General features: G+C 69.5%; 13 protein-coding genes. 1 reads left to right on the top strand and 12 read right to left on the bottom strand.

The annotated features are described in order from the left end of the window. Positions 1-31: 31 nt before the first annotated feature. From DN824_RS06950 to DN824_RS06960, 3 genes are read right to left on the bottom strand one after another with little or no spacing between them, the layout of a single operon-like run. On the bottom strand, positions 32-895 hold the full coding sequence (locus DN824_RS06950) for a helix-turn-helix transcriptional regulator (RefSeq protein WP_138407621.1): 864 nt from the start codon (positions 893-895) through the stop codon (positions 32-34). Between the two features lie 2 nt (positions 896-897). After that, positions 898-1518: a nucleotidyltransferase family protein gene (locus DN824_RS06955; protein ID WP_138407622.1), complete on the bottom strand. Its 621-nt coding sequence runs from the start codon at positions 1516-1518 to the stop codon at positions 898-900. Beyond that, complete coding sequence (locus DN824_RS06960; protein ID WP_138407623.1) at positions 1508-2476, bottom strand: XdhC family protein; 969 nt, start codon at positions 2474-2476, stop codon at positions 1508-1510. Before DN824_RS06960 ends, DN824_RS06955 begins: the two co-directional genes overlap by 11 nt. 89 nt (positions 2477-2565) lie before the next feature. On the opposite strand from DN824_RS06960, the gene DN824_RS06965 reads away from it, so the two are divergent. After that, positions 2566-3345: an alpha/beta fold hydrolase gene (locus DN824_RS06965; RefSeq protein ID WP_138407624.1), complete on the top strand. Its 780-nt coding sequence runs from the start codon at positions 2566-2568 to the stop codon at positions 3343-3345. A 47-nt stretch (positions 3346-3392) separates the two neighbouring features. On the opposite strand, the gene DN824_RS06970 is transcribed toward DN824_RS06965, so the two are convergent. The 9 genes from DN824_RS06970 to DN824_RS07010 all read right to left on the bottom strand — a co-directional run bounded on the left by DN824_RS06970 (position 3393) and on the right by DN824_RS07010 (position 15617). Further along, positions 3393-4025, bottom strand: coding sequence for a UbiX family flavin prenyltransferase (locus DN824_RS06970; RefSeq protein ID WP_138407625.1), 633 nt, complete (start codon positions 4023-4025; stop codon positions 3393-3395). Further along, positions 4012-4962, bottom strand: a complete 951-nt coding sequence (locus tag DN824_RS06975) for a LysR family transcriptional regulator (protein WP_138407626.1) — start codon at positions 4960-4962, stop codon at positions 4012-4014. The genes DN824_RS06970 and DN824_RS06975 overlap by 14 nt, the downstream gene beginning before the upstream one ends. Positions 4963-4983: 21 nt before the next feature. After that, the gene (locus tag DN824_RS06980; protein ID WP_138407627.1) at positions 4984-6426 is read right to left on the bottom strand and encodes an aldehyde dehydrogenase family protein; all 1443 of its coding nucleotides are present in this window, start codon (positions 6424-6426) and stop codon (positions 4984-4986) included. Positions 6427-6659: 233 nt separating this feature from the next. Further along, entirely contained in the window at positions 6660-8096 is a 1437-nt protein-coding gene (locus DN824_RS06985; protein ID WP_138407628.1) for a UbiD family decarboxylase, read from the bottom strand. A 351-nt stretch (positions 8097-8447) separates the two neighbouring features. Then, complete coding sequence (locus DN824_RS06990; RefSeq protein ID WP_138407629.1) at positions 8448-10085, bottom strand: thiamine pyrophosphate-binding protein; 1638 nt, start codon at positions 10083-10085, stop codon at positions 8448-8450. A 63-nt stretch (positions 10086-10148) separates the two neighbouring features. Then, a complete protein-coding gene (locus DN824_RS06995) occupies positions 10149-11141 on the bottom strand; it encodes a TAXI family TRAP transporter solute-binding subunit (RefSeq protein WP_138407630.1) in 993 nt (330 codons plus the stop codon). 40 nt (positions 11142-11181) lie between these two features. Then, positions 11182-13137 carry a TRAP transporter permease gene (locus tag DN824_RS07000; RefSeq protein ID WP_138407631.1) on the bottom strand — a complete coding sequence of 652 codons (1956 nt, stop codon included), beginning with the start codon at positions 13135-13137 and terminating at the stop codon, positions 11182-11184. A gap of 351 nt (positions 13138-13488) precedes the next feature. Next, on the bottom strand, positions 13489-14715 hold the full coding sequence (locus tag DN824_RS07005; RefSeq protein WP_138407632.1) for a benzoate/H(+) symporter BenE family transporter: 1227 nt from the start codon (positions 14713-14715) through the stop codon (positions 13489-13491). A gap of 98 nt (positions 14716-14813) precedes the next feature. After that, positions 14814-15617, bottom strand: coding sequence for an enoyl-CoA hydratase/isomerase family protein (locus tag DN824_RS07010; protein ID WP_138407633.1), 804 nt, complete (start codon positions 15615-15617; stop codon positions 14814-14816). Positions 15618-15630: the final 13 nt, after the last annotated feature.

A 15630-nucleotide genomic window follows, 5' to 3' on the forward strand; every position in this document is an offset into this window, starting at 1 on the left:
GATGGGTGAGCTACCCAGCGCCCCTCTCAGCTCATTCCCTGTCGCTTGCGCGGTAGCTGTCCACCACCCGGCGGTACTGGCTCGGTGAGGCGCCGATGTGTTGGCGGAAGAAGCGGGTGAAGTGGCCCTGCTCGGAGAAGCCAAGATTCTCGGCGAGCTGGCCGAGCGTGCCGCTGCGCTCGCGTTCCAGCCAGAGGAAGGCGCGGCGCATGCGGGCGTCGTTGACCATGAGGGTCGGCGTCATGCCGGTGTCCTGGCGGAACAGGGTGAAGAAGTGCGCGCGCGACAGGCCGGCGGCCTGCGCGGCGTTGGTGAGGCAGTCCGGGTCGTCGAGGTGGTTCTGCAGGTAGTCGCAGGCACGGCGGATGCGGGCGTCGCGAAAGCCCTGGCGGACCTGCGCGCCGAGGCGGCGCAGCTGCTTCCATTGTGAGTAGTCCTCGATCAGTTCGATGAGGAAGTCGAACAGCAGGAATTCGATACGCTCGCGCGGCACTAGGCCGATGCTGCAGGCCTCGGCGATCAGATGGTCGGCCATCGCCCGGTTCTTGCTATTGAGTTCGATGCACGGCTGGGCGAAGAAGCCCGGGTGCGCGCTGAGCGAGAGCGACTGCTGCGCCTCGGCCAGCCAGGCCGGCTCGATGTAGAGCGCGAGGATCTGGGTCTGCTCGGCGCCGGGCTGGTAGTCGTAGTAGTGCGGCTGCCAGGCGTTGACGAGCACCGCGCAGCGATCGGTCAGCGGCACCTGGCGGCCGTTGACGTTGAAGAAGGTGTCCGCCCCGGAGGCCTTTACCAGCACATGGCACTCGTGGTGCGAGTGAGTGACCAGGGGGCGGTCCATGTCGAGCAAGGCGACCCGCCCGAATTTGCCGTGAAAGACGCGTTGTGCCGTGGACATCGCTAGCTCCTTGCGGGTCGGTGGGGGGAAGGAGCGGGCGCCGCGCGCCCGTTAAGGTCGGTGGGCCGGTCGACGTCCAGCAGGATGCCGGAATCCTCGACCTGCACCGCCCGGTAATGATCGGCATGGCGGCGGATGAGGCCCCGCGCGCCCTCGTCGCCGTCGAGTTCGCACAATGCCGGCCAGAAGGTGCGGCCGAACAGCACCGGGTGCCCGGGCCGGCCATCATGGCACGGTTGCACGATGCGTGCGGCATCGGCCTCGGCGATCAGCCGGGCGCAGGTGTCGGGGCGGACCCAGGGCATGTCGCCGAGCAGCACCGCCAGCGCTTCGGCCGGGTGCGTGGCGAGCGCCGCGACGCCGGCCGCCAGGCTGGCGCCGAGGCCGCGTTCGGCTTGCGGCGTGTGCAGCACCCGGACCCGTAGCGGCAGGCGCAGGTCGTCGATCCGGTCGCCGTCGCGCAGCACCAGCAACAGGTCGTCGAAGGCCGCCGCGGCGTTTTCCAGGCTTGCCTCCAGCAGCGTGCGGCCGTCGGCCATGCGCGCGCGGCGCTTGTCGGCGCCAAAGCGGCTGGCGCGTCCGGCGGCCAGCATCAGGCCCACCACCTTCGCTTCAGAGCTCATCACGGGCCTTGCCGTGGTAGACGCGCAGCACGTCGGCGACCACCGACAGGGCGATCTCGGCGGGTGCCTTGCTGCCGAGGTCGAGGCCGATGGGCATATGGATGCGGGCGATCTGCTCGGCCGACAGGCCGCCGACCCGTGCCAGGCGTTCGGCACGCCGTGCGGAGGTTTGCCGCGAACCCATGGCGCCGATGTAGAAGGCCGGCGTGCGCACCGCCTCCATCAGTGCGAGGTCGTCGATGCGCGGATCGTGGGTGAGGGCGACCACCGCGGTGGCCTCGTGGCAGTTGCCGGCGGCGATGAATTCCGACGGCAGCACCGGATGCCGGCGCACGCCCTCGAGCGGGCGCTGGTGCATCTCCTCGCGTGGGTCGCAGGCGATCACCTCGCAGCCGATGGCGCGGGCGAAGCTGGCGCAGTATTCGGCCACCGGCGAGAGCCCGGCGAGGATCAGCCGCAACGCCGGGCCGATGCGCAGGCGCACGCGTTCGTTCTCCACCTGCGCCACCGCGCCGCCGCGGTCGTCGACAGCCAGGGCGAAGGCGCCGGTGGTCAGGTCCAGTTCGCGCACCTGCCGGCGCTGGCCGAGCAGGGCGTCGTACAGGCCCTGCAGGTGGTCGGCCCAGGCCGCATCGGCGGCACGGTATTCCACCAGGACCTGGAGGATGCCGCCGCACGGCAGGCGCAGCCGCTGGCGCTCGTCGTCGCTCTCGCCGTAGCGGACGATCTGGGTCGGTGCGCGCAGTTCGCCGCGTGCCAGGCTGTCGAGGAAGGCCTCCTCGACGCAGCCGCCGGAGAGCGAGCCGACGTAGCGGCCGTCGGCCCGCGCCACCAGCATCGCGCCGGGGGCGCGCGGCGCCGAGCCGTAAGTGGAGAGCACGGTGCACAGCCAGACGGCGTGGCCTTCGCGGACCCACTGCAGGGCGGTTTCCACCACCTGAAGGTCGAGTTGGCGCATTGTCAGAATCCCCGTGACGGAGGCGGTCGCCGGTGGCGCCGCGCAAATCGGTTAACCTTCGAGCCCTCAGTCAGACGGGCCTGCACTTCATGACGCACCGACACTACCTCGAGACCGAAGCCGCCAGGCTCGAATATCAGCACCTGCGCCTGCCCCATTCGACCGGCCCGACCCTCGTCCTGTTGCACGAGGGGCTCGGCAGCCTCGACCTGTGGAAGGACTTCCCGGCCGAGCTGGCCGAGGCCTGCGGCGCGTCGGTGCTGGCCTACAGCCGGCAGGGCTACGGGCGCTCCAGCCCGGTGCCGCTGCCGCGTCCGCTCGATTACCTCGGCGTGGATGGCCCGGACGAGCTCGGTCGGGTGCTCGACGGCCTGGGGCTCGAACAGGTGGTACTGGTCGGCCACAGCGACGGCGCCTCCATCGCGCTCGCCTACGCGGCCCGACAGGACCCGCGCGTGCGCGGCGTGGTGGTGCTGGCGCCGCACGTGGACGTCGAGCAGGCCTGCGTCGAGGGCGTGCGCCGCACGGTCAAGGCGTACGCCCGTGGCGACTTGCGCGAACGGCTGCACGCCTACCATGGCGACAACCTCGAGGGTGCCTTCCGCGGCTGGAGCGAGACCTGGCTGAACCCGGCCTTCGCCGCCTGGAACCTCTATCCGGAATTGCCGCGCATCCAGGTGCCGCTGCTGGCGATCCAGGGGCGGGAGGACGAGTTCGCCACTGCGGCGCAGCTGGAGATCATCGCCCGGGAAGTCGCCGGGCCCTGCCGCACGATGCTGCTCGAGCACTGCCGGCACTTCCCACAGAACCAGGCGCGCCCGAGGGTGCTGGCGCTGGTCGCAGAATTCCTGGCGACGCTGCCCCGCTGAAGGCTGGCGCGGCCTGGGATGGCGGGTGGGGGGCGGGTGCATGAGGGTCAGCGCTCGCGGCTCATCGCCTCGACCTCGTCGAGGGTCGGCAGGTCTTCCGGCGTCTCGCGCCAGCGCCTGACCACGCCGAGCTCGATGTCGAACAGGTCGAGCACGCGGCCGAGGGTATGGTCGACCATCTCCGCCAGCGACGCCGGCCTGGCATAGAAGGCCGGCACCGGCGGGGCGATGATGGCGCCGAGTTCGGCCAGTTCGGTCATGGTGCGCAGGTGGTTCCGGTGCAGCGGCGTCTCGCGCACCATCAGCACCAGGCGCCGGCGTTCCTTGAGGATCACGTCGGCGGCGCGGGTCAGCAGGGTGGAGGTCACGCCGCTGGCGATCTCCGACATCGAGCGCACCGAGCAGGGCGCGACGATCATGCCCATGGTCTTGAACGAGCCGCTGGCGATGGCCGCGCCGATGTCCTGGTTGGAATAGCACACGGTGGCCATCGGCTTGAGCTGCGACCAGGACAGCCCGGTCTCGTGGGCCAGCGTGATCAGCGCCGACTTGGACACCACCAGGTGGGTCTCGATCGGCGTGTCGCGCAGCAGCTCCAGCAGGCGCACGCCGTAGATCGCGCCGGACGCGCCGGAAATGCCGATGACGAGCCGCTGCGGGCGGGGACTAGCTGAGTTCATGGTCTGCATCCTGGAGGGCGCCTTCCTTGTAGAAGTGGATGGCGTTGAGCGCGGTGGCCAGTGTCTTGCTGATGATGTCGATGAACAGGGTCGCCGCCGGGGTCAACGGGCGGCGGCTGTCGTGCACGCAGACCATGCGCCGGGTGATGCCCGGGGCGGCCAGCGGATAGGCGCGCAGCGCGCCTTCCTCGAGGCCGCGCTGCAGCACGGTGGCCGGCAGCACGCTGATCCAGTCGCTGCGGCGCAGGAAGCTCTCGATCACCGTGAGGTCGTCGAGCTCGAGGTGCGGTGCCAGCTCCAGGCCCTGGGCGGCCAGCGCCTGGTCGATGACCATGCGCAGGCCGTGGCGGCGCGACGGCAGCACCAGCTTGAGTTCGCCCAGCGCGGCGAGCGGCACCGGCGTCGGCATGCGCAGGCGGGTGGTGGCGCCGGTGGCCACCAGCAGCTCCTCGTCGAGGATGTCCATGCGGTGCAGGTGTTCCTGCTGGAAGCTCTGGTTGATCACCGCGAAGTCCAGCGCGCCGGACAGCACGCGGTCGATCAGGTCCTGGCTGTAGCCGTAGCTGACCTGCAGCTCGACGTCCGGGTGGTGTTCGACGAAGTAGGCCAGGGTGCTGGCCAGCGCCTGGTTGGCCGCCGAGGCGATCAGCCCGGCGTTGATCCGCCCGCCGATCTCGCCGCTGCGGTCGATCAGCGTCTGCCGTGCCTCGAGCAGCTCGCCGAGGATCGGCATGAACAGCCGGTAGGCCTGCACGCCAGCCTCGGTCGGCGTCATGCCCTTGGGCGTGCGCTCGAACAGCGGCTGGCCGAGTTCCTCTTCCAGTTTGGCGATCTGCATCGACAGGGCGGGCTGGACGATGTTCAGCCGCTGCGCCGCCTTGGTCACCGACCCTTCCTCGTACAGACAGGTGAAGTACTTCAGCTGGCGCAGTTCCATCTCAACCTCGTCGATGCCGGCCTACAGGGAGCCGACATTCTGGTAGACGTGCTTGAGCTCTGTAAAATCCAGCAGCGCGTCGTAGCCGTGCAGGCGGCCAAGGCCGCTCCTGCGGTAGCCGCCGGTTTCCGCCTCGGCGAACAGTTTGTTGTGGTCGTTGATCCACACGGTGCCGTTGCGCAGGGCCCGGGCCAGACGCAGCGCGCGGGCGCCGTCGCGGGTCCAGACGCTGGCCGAGAGGCCGAACTCGGTGTGGTTGGCGCGGCGCACGGCCTCGGCTTCGTCCTCGAAGGTTTCCAGCACCAGCAGCGGGCCGAAGATTTCTTCCTGGCAGAAGAAGGCGCCGCTGTCCTGATGGGCGATCAGCGTCGGCGCGAGGAAGGCGCCGCGTTCCAGCGCGCCGCCCGGGCGGCCGCCGGCCAGCAGCACCTCGTCGCAGCTGTCCTGCGCCTCGCGGATGCGCTGCTCGACCTGATCGCGGGATCGCTCGTCGATCAGCGGCCCCATCTGCGTGGCCGCCTCCAGGCCGTGGCCGAGGCGGATCTCCGCCAGCGCGGCGGCCAGCGCCTGCTTCATTTCCGCCGCGCGGCTGGCGTGTACCAGCACGCGGCGGGCGGCGGTGCACTGCTGGCCGGAGATGATGGTCGCGGCGGCGGCCAGCTTCGGCGCCACGGTGGCCACGTCGGCGTCCTCCAGCACCAGGCAGCAGGACTTGCCGCCGAGCTCCAGCGACAGCTTCTTCATGGTCGGCGCGGCGTCCTGCATGATCCGCGTGCCGGTGGCGGTGGAGCCGGTGAAGCTGAGCACGTCGACCTTCGGCGTTGCGACCAGGTAGGCGGCGCCGGCATGGCCGGTCTCGGCGAACAGGTTGACCACCCCGGGCGCGAGATCCGGCAGGTCCAGCAGTGGGGCGAGGAAGGCGGCGTTGAACAATACCGTCTGCGGCGCCGGCTTGACCACGCAGGTGCAGCCGGCGGCCAGCGCCGGGGCCAGCGCGCGCACCAGCAGCACCGCCGGGGCGTTCCAGGGAATGATCAGCCCGGCCACGCCGGCCGGTTCGCGCAGCATGGTCGAGAACTCGCCGGGCGCGACCTCCAGCACGTGGCCGGGGTTGTGCCGCGCGAGGCCGGCGTAATAGAGGATTTCCGAGATGGCGCCGCCGATCTCGCCGCGCGACTGCGCCAGCGCCTTGCCGTTCTCGCGGGTGAGCAGGCTCGCCAGTTCCTCCTGCCGGCTCTTCAGCGCGGCCGCCCAGTCCAGCATCAGCTGCTGGCGCAGGCGCGGATTCTGCGACCACTGCGGGTTCTCGAAGGCGCGCGCGGCGGCCTCCACCGCGGCGCGGGCCTGGGCTTCGCCGCCGTCGGCGAAGCGGCCGACGCATTCGCCATTGGCGGGGTCGAGGCTGTCGGCCCACTGGCTGTCGTCGCACCACTGCCCGTCGATGAAATGTCGTGCCTGCTGCATCTGATTCTCCTGTCCGGCAAAGCTGCTTGTGCTTGTTTTTCAGCCATGGGCGAGGGCGCCGTGCCCTTTGCCTGTTTGACCTGAGCGGGTGCGGCCCGGGGATGGCGCCTTGTGGGCCGGCCAGCTCGGGGCTGCCTGGACGCCTGGGCGTCGAGAGAAGACGGGCCCCTCCGGTTGACCGTCGGGCCCGTTCGCGAAACGCGCGCCGCAATACGCCGCGCGTCCGTCGCCGGTCAGCCGTTGTGCGGCTGGCCGAACAGTCGCTGCCAGTCCGCGCCGGCCGGATGGGCGACCGCGGCGAGGTCGACCTCGGTCTCGCCCGGCACGCGGATGCGCTTGAAGCGCATCGGCGGGGCCGCCAGCGGCACCGTGGCGTCGAAGCCCATCTTCGAGCCGACCCCGTCGCGGGTGGAAGGATCGAGCTTGGAGCCCTGGGACTCGTGGACCAGCACCAGGTCGCGGTCGGCCTGGAAGCGGGTGGCCACCGCCCACTCCACCTCGGTGGGGTTGTGGATGTCGACGTCGGTGTCCACCACCACCACGTGCTTGATGTCGTAATGGCCGCCGAGCGCGCCGAGGATGACGTTCTTCGCCTCGCCCTCGGAGCGCTTGTCGATCTGCACGTACAGGTGGTAGCGGCACACGCCGCCGCGGGCCAGGTGCACGTCGCGCACGCTGGGGAAGCTGCGGCGCAGGTGCGCGAGCATGGTCGCCTCGCGCGGAATGCCGCCGAGCAGCAGGTGCTCCAGGCCGCCGCCGACGATGGTGTGGAACAGCGGCGCCTGGCGGTGGGTGACGGCGTCCACCTCGATCACGTGGCGTTCGGCGCGCTCGCCGTAGTACTGCGGAAATTCGCCGAACGGCCCTTCTTCCTCGCGCGCATTGGCCAGCAGGCGGCCCTCGACCACGATCTCGGCATCGGCCGGTACGCGGATGCGGTTGGTCACGCACTGCACCACCTTGAGCGGCTGGCCATGCAGCGCACCGGCGATCTCCAGTTCATCGTGGTCGATCGGCACGATGGCCTGCGAGGCCATCAGCGTCAGCGGGTCGCAACCGACCACCACGGCGACTTCCAGGTCCTCGTTCTCGCGTTCGGTCTCCTGGAAGAAGGCCAGCGCGTGGCGCGGCAGCAGCAGCGCGCCGAGGCGGTTGCGGTCGCTGACCTGCAGGCGGTGGATGGAGACGTTCTGCACGCCGGTGCGCGGGTTGCGGGTGATCAGCAGGCCGGCGGTGATGTAGGGGCCGCTGTCATGCTCGTTGTGCGTGGGGATGGGCAGCTGGGCGAGCAGGTCGACGTCGCGGTGGACCACCTGCTGGCAGGGCGCGTCGGTGACGTCCTGCGACGGCAGGGGGTTGAGGCTGGCGTGTTCGAAGCGCGCCAGCACCTGGCTCGGTTCGACGCCCATGGCCTCGGCCATCCACTGGCGGTCCGACAGCAGGCCGGAGATCACCGGGATGTCGTGGCCGCCCGGTTTCAGGAAGAGGGACGCGCTGTGGCCGTCCAGGCGGTTGGCGATGGCCGCGACGCCGAAGCGCAGGTCGGTCCCGGCACGCACGATGCTCAGCCGCCGGGTTTGCTGCAGATGATCCAGCCAGCCACGCAGGCTGGCGCCGAGCGGCAGGGTGGGGGACGCGGATTCGGCCGAGGGCGAATGCTGGGGCAGCATGGCGGTACTCTCTCGTGATTATTGTTTTGGCCATGCTAGAAGCGTCGCGAAAGCCTGCCTATTAAGGTTTTCTGATGCGCGCCATCAGTGCTGGCGATGCCCCGCCGGATAGCGCTGTAGAGCCGTTCCGCCTCGGACGACAGCAGAGGTCCTGCGGCTTATGACGACCGCAGGCGATATCCCCTCGGGCGCGGGGCGATTCGAAGGGATTCGGTTCCGGAGTGGTTTTTTTCGCGGTCTTGACCGCGAAGGGGTGCATGTCGCGACGAGCCCGATGGCTGCTCGCGCCAGGCCAGGGTGCCGCTGCCAAATAGGCAGCCACACCGGCGCGCATGGCGCCTTTCGCGTCGGTCAGGGCCGCAGGATTGCCGGGTCGATCAGCACCTCGATGAGGAAGGGCCGGTCGGCCGCCAGGGCCTGCTCGAAGGCTTCGGCGAACTGCTCGGTGCGTTCGACCCGCGCGGCGCCGGCACCGTAGGCGCGGGCCAGGGCGACCATGTCCGGGTTGACCAGGTCGGTGCCGTAGCGGCGGCCGGGGTAGTGCTTGTCCTGGTGCATGCGGATCGAGCCGTAGGAGCCGTTGTTGACCACCACCACGATGACGTTGGCGCCGTACTGCACGGCGGTGGCCAGCTCCTGGCAGGTCATCTGGAAGCAGCCGTCGCCGGCGAAGCACACCGCCGGGCGCGCGGGCTGGGCGAGCTTGGCGGCGATCGCCGCGGGCAGGCCGTAGCCCATCGAGCCGGAGGTGGGCGCCAGTTGGCTGCCCCAGTCGCGGTACGGATAGAAACGGTGCACCCAGAGCGTGTAGTTGCCGGCGCCGTTGCTGATCACCGCGTCGGCCGGCAGGCGACGGCCGAGCCAGGCGACGATCTCGCCGAGCTGCAGCGGGCCCGGCAGCTCGGTCGGCTGCTGCCAGGCCTGGCGGGTCTCGCGGGCTCGCGTCAGCCATTGCTGGCGCTCGCCGGAGAGGTTCGACGGCGCCGGCAGTCCGGCGGCGGCCTCGGCGAAGTTCGCCACCGAGGCGCACAGGGCCAGGTCCGGCAGGTACACGCGGCCGGGTTCCTGCGGGTCCGGGTGGACGTGCACCAGCCGCTGGCGCGCCTGCGGCGCCTCGACCAGCTCGTAGTGGCGGGTGGTGATGTCGCCCAGGCGGGTGCCGACCGCGATCAGCAGGTCGGCTTCCTGGATCATCGCGGCGAGCCCGGAGTTCATGCCCAGGCCGGCGTCGCCGGCGTAGTTCGGATGATCGTTGTCGAAGCGGTCCTGGCGGCGGAAGGACGTAGCCACCGGCAGGCCCTGGGCTTCGGCGAAGGCCTGCAGTTGCTGCCGGCACTCGGAGCTCCAGCCGGAGCCGCCGAAGATCGCCAGTGGCCGCCGGGCCTCGGCCAGCAGTTGTCGCAGGCGCTCCAGTGCGGCCGGCGCGGGATAGCCCTGGTTGATCGCCGCCGGGCCGAGTTCAACTGGCTCGACGCGCTCGTACAGCAGGTCCTCCGGTAGCCCGAGCACCACCGGGCCCTGGCGTCCGGAGCGGGCGGTGGTGAAGGCGCGGGAGAGGTATTCGGGCAGGCGCGTGGCGTCCTGGATGTCGGTGGCCCACTTGGCCACCGAGCCGAACAGCGCGCCGACGTCGATTTCCTGCCAGGCCTCGCGCTCGCGCATGGCGCGTGGCACCTGGCCGACGAACACCAGCAGCGGCGTGGAGTCCTGCGCCGCCACGTGCAGGCCGGCCAGTGCGTTGGCGCTGCCGGGTCCGCGGGTGACGAAGCACACGCCCGGGCGTCCGGTGGTCTTGGCGTAGGCTTCGGCCATCATCGATGCCCCGCCTTCCTGGCGGCACACCACCAGGGCGATGTCGGGGGCATCGTGCAGCGCGTCGAGCACCGGCAGGAAGCTTTCGCCGGGCACCGTGAAAACGCGGTCCACGCCGTTGCGCCTGAGCAGTTCGACGATGGCCTGGCCGCCATCGGGTCGGTTGTCGGCTGTCATCTGGTCCTCGCTGAGTTCGGCGGAAAAGCCGCGCGGAACCGCATGGCCGCGCGGCAGGGGGCATTACTTGAGCAGTCCCACTTCACGGTAGTACTTCTCGGCGCCCGGGTGCAGCGGAGCGGCGAGGTTGGCCGGGTCGACCGAGCCCTCGGCGGTCCAGCCCTTCATCGAGCCGAACGAGCGCTGCAGGGATTCGCGGCCTTCCATGACCGCCTTGGTGATGGCGTAGGCCTCTTGTTCCGGAACCAGCTCGTTGGCGTACAGCGAGGTGGCGAAGCCGACGCCCTGGACCGGCTTGTCCTGCTTCTCGAACATGCCGGCCGGCATGGTGGCGCGGACGAAGCCGAACTTCTCCAGGTGGCTGACGGCCTCGTCGCTGAGGTCGAGGAAGCGCTGCCCGGGGGTGATCGACAGCTGCGCGGTGTTCGGGTGGCCGGCGGTGGTGATGCCGATGATCATGTCGATCTGCCGGTCGCCGAACTGGTCCTGCAGGATGCTCAGGCTCGACTTGCTGATGCTGCCGCCGAAGGATTCGATCGCCTCGTAGCTCAGGCCGTTGGCCTCGAGGATCAGCTTGGCGATGTATTCGTTGAGGCTGCCCTGCGGGCCGGTGCCGATGCGCACCGCCAGTTTCTTCTCGCGAATGTCGGCGAGCGACTGGATCGGGCTGTCGTTCTGCACGGTGATGCGCTGGTAGTACTGGTCGAGGCCGCCGACCAGGCCGCGGACGCTTTCTATCTTTTTCTTGAACGGGCCGAACGGCTGCTGGGCCCAGGCCGCCACCGGCGGGAAGATCAGGCCGATGTCGGCGCGCCGGGCGGCCAGCAGCTGGGTGTTGGCGATGGCCATGGGGGTGCCCTGAATGTCCACCGTCGAGCCGGCCGGCAGACGCTCGAGCATCTCGCCACGCAGGGCGCCGGCATAGGCATACCAGGTGGTGCCGGTCGGCCCGGCGGCGAACTTGACCTTCACCGGGTCAGCGGCGAGCGCGCTGCCGCACAATCCGATGGCTCCCAGCAGCGCGATCGCCGCGTGTTTCTTCAGTGACTTGATCATCTTCTTGTTCTCCTTGGTTGAATTCGGCAGTGGGCGGCCGTCAGGCGCCCGGCTCCAGTACACAGTTGGCCTGTGTGGCCCTGGCCTTGCGGTTCTGCCAGGCCCAGATCGCGCAGAACAGCAGCAGGCCGCCTATCGAGGCCTTGATGACCGGCGCGATCAGCAGCGCCGCGGCGACGAACAGCAGCGCTGTTTCGAGCAGCGAGTTGCGGGCGCGCAGGTAGCCCGCCACGCAACCGGCCAGGGCGTAGCAGCCGATCACCGCGGTGACCACCGCTGGAACGATGGCCTGCCACTCGCCCTGCAGCAGCAGCGCGGGGCTGAAGACGAAGGCGAAGGCGACGAGGAAGCCGGCCAGGCTGTAGCGGAACGCCACCCAGCCGGTTTTCCACACGTTGGCCTTGGCGATGCCGCCAGCGACGAAGGCGGCCAGCGCCACCGGCGGCGTGACCATCGACAGGGCGGCGAAATAGAGCACGAAGAAGTGCGCTGACAGGGCCGGCACGCCCAGCTTGTCCAGCGCCGGGATGGCGAGGATGGCGCCCATGATGTAGGCGGCGGTGGTCGGCATGCCCATGCCCATCACGATGACCATGAACATCACCAGCAGCAGCGCCGGGATCAGCATGCCGCCGGACAGCGCGGCGACGAAGGTGCCGAAGGTCAGGCCGAGGTTGGTGACCGAGGCGATGCCGACCACGATGCCGGCACCGGCGCAGGGAATCGCCACGGCGATGGCGCCGCGCGCGCCGGAATCCAGCGCCTGCAGCGAGTCGCTGACCACCGAACCGGCGGCCTTCAGCACGCCGTTGCCGCCTTCGGCGCGAAAGCCTTCCCAGGCCCGGGTGCAGAGGCCGAACACCAGGGTGATCCAGATGGCCTGCAGCGTCGCCGAGCTCAGCGCGCGGCCGGCCATGATCTGGTACACCAGCACGAACACCGGGATCAGCAGGTACAGGCGCTTGAGCACGCTGTTCCAGTTCGTGCCCAGTTCCGAGCGCTTCAGCCCGGCCAAGCCCTTGCGGCGCGCCAGCAGATCGACCACGAAGTACAGCGCGACGTAGAACAGCAGCGCCGGAATCAGCGCGGCGATCGCCACCTCCGCATAGGGAATGCCCATGAACTGCGCGATCAGGAAGGCCGCCGCGCCCATCACCGGCGGCATGATCTGGCCGCCGGTGGAGGAAGTCGCCTCTACCGCCGCGGCTTCCTCGGCGCTCATGCCGGACTTCTTCATCGCCGGGATGGTGAACATGCCCATCACCGCGGCGTTGGCCGTGGCGCTGCCGCTGACCGAGCCGAACAGCGTGGAGGAGACGATCGAGACCTTGGCCATGCCGCCACGAAAGCGTCCCACCAGCAGCACCGACAGATCCATGAACAGCTGGCCGCCGCCGAACAGCTGGAGGAAGGCGCCGAACAGCAGGAAGTAGAAGACCTGGTTGTAGGACACGATGCTGGGAATGCCGAACACGCCCTCGTTCTGCATCGTCTGCATGTCGAGGAAGGTCTCGAAGAACAGCCGGCTCGGCTCGCCGTCGTGGCCGATGAGCCCCAGCATCGGGATGTCGCGCAGTTGCGGGCCGATGAACTGGTAGACCAGGAACACCAGGATCACCACGGTCAGGCCCATGCCCAGCGCCCGGCGCACGGACTCGATCACCAGCAGGATGACCGCGATACCGACCACCATGTCCAGGGTGGTGAGCGGGTCGACCATGGCGATGCGCATGTTCAGCATCTCGCCGCTGCGCAGGTAGTGCAGCGCGATGGCGACCGCCACGGCGGCGAGCAGGTAGTCCGAAAGGCGCGCCACGGTGAAGCGGCCGACATCGCCCTTGCGCAGCGGATGGGTGATGAAGGTCAGCACGACGCCGAACATGATGTGGATCGGCACCGCGACGATCAGGTCCAGCGGTGTGCCGTAGACCATGTAGATCTGGAAGGCCGCCCAGCAGAGCGCGACGATCGAGGCGGGGTTGGCGAGATTTTTCATGATTGTCTGCCGTATCGGGTGGTGGCCGAGGCCGGAGGCGCGAAGCTTCGCTGCACGGGGTCCGTGCAGGGCATGGCTGTCAGGCGTCTTCGGCGGGACGGGTGCGCGCGGCGGGCGCCCGTGGGCGCGGAGGTTCCACCGGCGGGGCGATGGTGGCAGGGCCGGGGAGGCACCCACGGAGAAGATGGGTAGGCATGGCGATTCACCGTTGTTGTTTTTGTCGGTAGCGTGCCGGTCCGGTGGATGTCTCCGGACCGGGTGCTTCGGCTTCATCTTATGGGGCTGCCGGAGCACCTGGCCATTAACGAATTTTGATACGCGCCATCAGGCGCAGCTCTAGCCGCAAACGCGCTAGCGCTTGATCTCGCCGAGCAGCCAGGACACCGCGACGCCCGACAGCAGCGCCCAGAACGGCGAGCTGATGCCCAGCAGGGTGAACTGGCTCATCGCGACCGCCAGCGCCACGAAGGCGCCGATCTGGCAGGCGCCGCCCTTCTGGAACGCCTGCTGCAGCGAGCCGAGCAGCACGCCGATCATCGCCAGCCCGGCGATGACCACGATCAGCGCCTTGGGAAACGCCAGGATGAAGGGCACCGCCAATCCGGCGAACAGGCCGAACAGGGCGAACAGCACGCCGTTGACCAGCGCCGCGCCGTAGCGCAGCCGCGGATCGTCGCCGGCCTGCTCCGACGAGCAGATGGCGGTCATCGGTCCGGCGATGTTGGCGTTGTGGCCGCCCAGCAGGCCCGCCAGGGTGCCGCCGATGCCGCTGATGATGGTCATCGCGTTGATCGGCGGGCGATACCCCTCGGCCATCAGCACGCCGGTGGCCTGGGCGTTTTCCGCCCCGATCACCAGCGCCGTGAGCGGGATGGTGATGGCCAGGAAGGCGTCGATGGAAAAGCTGGGCGCGGTGAGGGTCGGCATCACCCAGGCGATGTTCACGTTGGCCGGCTGCAACTGCCCGAGGGCGAAGGCCATCGCCAACCCGACGACGCCGGCGACCAGCACCGGCGGCACCGAGCGCGAGAAGCGGGTGACCAGGAAGAAACTCAGGGCGGCGGCCCCGGCGATCAGCGGCGCGCTGACGATGGCATCCACCGAGCCGGTGGCGAAGCGGATCATCGCCCCGGCGATCATCGCCATCACGATCGGCATCGGCAGCCAGCGCATCAGCCGGCCGATCAGCCCGGTGATGCCGAGCACGAAGACCAGCACGCCGCTCATGATGAAGGCGCCGACCGCGTCGCTGAACGGGATGACGGTGAGCGACGCCGACAGGATCGCGGCGCCGGGGATGGTGTAGGCGCCGCAGATCGGCTGCCGGTAGCGCAACGCCAGGAACAGGCTGATGAGCCCGCCGAGGACGTAGATGGCGAACAGCCAGGCCACCGTCTGCGCGTTGCTCAGGCGGCCGGCCTCGGCGGCATTGATCACCACCAGCGCCGGGCCGGTGCAGCCGAACAGGGCGGCGACCACCCCGGCGCTGATGGATTTGGAGTTGAGTGCACGGCGCAGCGAGGGCTCGCCGGCGGCAGGCGGGATGTCGACTGCCGGATGGGACAGGTTCTGGGTCATGGCAACGCCTTCGCTTGTTGTTGTTTGCGTCCGGTCGTTCGCCGAATGCCGCCCCGTGGGCGGCACGCGTGCAGGGTGCGGCTCAGGCGCCGCGCAACTCACTCCCCACGGAAGACGGCGGGCCGCTTGGCGTGGAACGCCTCGACCCCTTCCTTGAAGTCGGCCGAGCTGCGCAGGCGGCTGTAGCAGTGGCCTTCCATCTCGATGGCGACCTTCAGCGGGGCGTCCTCGTTGTCGTTGATCAGCTTCTTCGCGGTGCGCTGGGCCAGCGGCGAGAAGCGGCGCAGTTCGTCCACCAGCGCATCGACCGTGCTTTCCAGCTCGGCATCCGGCACGCATTCGGTGACGAAGCCCCAGTCGTAGGCCTGCTGGCCGGTGACGCGCTTGGCGCGCATGACCATGTGCTTGGTGCGGGCGATGCCGATCATTTTCTGCAGGCGCGCCGAGCCGCCGGAGCCGGGGATCTGCCCGAGGTTCTGCTCCGGCAGCGCGTAGCGCGCGGTTTCCGAGGCGATGCGGAAGTCGCAGGCCAGCGACAGCTCGAAGCCGACGCCGAAGGTGTAGCCGCGGTTGGCGGCGATCACCGGCTTGCTGCAGCGCTCGGGTGCGGCCACGTTCCAGGCCAGCTTGGAGACGTGTTCCGGCGAGGCCTCGAGGAAGCCCTTGATGTCGCCGCCGCTGGAGAAGTGCTCGCCCCGGGCGCGCAGCACGATCACGCGCACGCCGGGGTGGGCGTCCAGCGCCTCGAACACCTGGCGCAGCGTTTCGCGCTGGCTCATGGCGATGACGTTGTACGGCGGGCGGCCGAGGATGATGTCGGCGCGTTCGCGGGCGGTATCGACCTCGACGGTGAAACCGTCGAATTCGTTGTCCAGAAACTGCTCGGGCGTAGTGGTGTTCATGGTCTTTCCTCTT

The sequence above is a fragment of the Stutzerimonas nosocomialis genome, assembly GCF_005876855.1.
GTDB classification, from domain to species: Bacteria; Pseudomonadota; Gammaproteobacteria; order Pseudomonadales; family Pseudomonadaceae; genus Stutzerimonas; species Stutzerimonas nosocomialis.

Bases quoted from the DNA above. Each gene is read 5' to 3' on its own strand.
- DN824_RS06975 (WP_138407626.1), bottom strand. From the start codon at position 4,962: ATGGAACTGCGCCAGCTGAAGTACTTCACCTGTCTGTACGAGGAAGGG.
- DN824_RS06980 (WP_138407627.1), bottom strand. From the start codon at position 6,426: ATGCAGCAGGCACGACATTTCATCGACGGGCAGTGGTGCGACGACAGC.
- DN824_RS06995 (WP_138407630.1), bottom strand. From the start codon at position 11,141: ATGATCAAGTCACTGAAGAAACACGCGGCGATCGCGCTGCTGGGAGCC.
- DN824_RS06965 (WP_138407624.1), top strand. From the start codon at position 2,566: ATGACGCACCGACACTACCTCGAGACCGAAGCCGCCAGGCTCGAATAT.
- DN824_RS06950 (WP_138407621.1), bottom strand. From the start codon at position 895: ATGTCCACGGCACAACGCGTCTTTCACGGCAAATTCGGGCGGGTCGCC.
- DN824_RS07000 (WP_138407631.1), bottom strand. From the start codon at position 13,137: ATGAAAAATCTCGCCAACCCCGCCTCGATCGTCGCGCTCTGCTGGGCG.
- DN824_RS07010 (WP_138407633.1), bottom strand. From the start codon at position 15,617: ATGAACACCACTACGCCCGAGCAGTTTCTGGACAACGAATTCGACGGT.
- DN824_RS07005 (WP_138407632.1), bottom strand. From the start codon at position 14,715: ATGACCCAGAACCTGTCCCATCCGGCAGTCGACATCCCGCCTGCCGCC.
- DN824_RS06985 (WP_138407628.1), bottom strand. From the start codon at position 8,096: ATGCTGCCCCAGCATTCGCCCTCGGCCGAATCCGCGTCCCCCACCCTG.
- DN824_RS06960 (WP_138407623.1), bottom strand. From the start codon at position 2,476: ATGCGCCAACTCGACCTTCAGGTGGTGGAAACCGCCCTGCAGTGGGTC.
- DN824_RS06970 (WP_138407625.1), bottom strand. From the start codon at position 4,025: ATGAACTCAGCTAGTCCCCGCCCGCAGCGGCTCGTCATCGGCATTTCC.
- DN824_RS06955 (WP_138407622.1), bottom strand. From the start codon at position 1,518: ATGAGCTCTGAAGCGAAGGTGGTGGGCCTGATGCTGGCCGCCGGACGC.
- DN824_RS06990 (WP_138407629.1), bottom strand. From the start codon at position 10,085: ATGACAGCCGACAACCGACCCGATGGCGGCCAGGCCATCGTCGAACTG.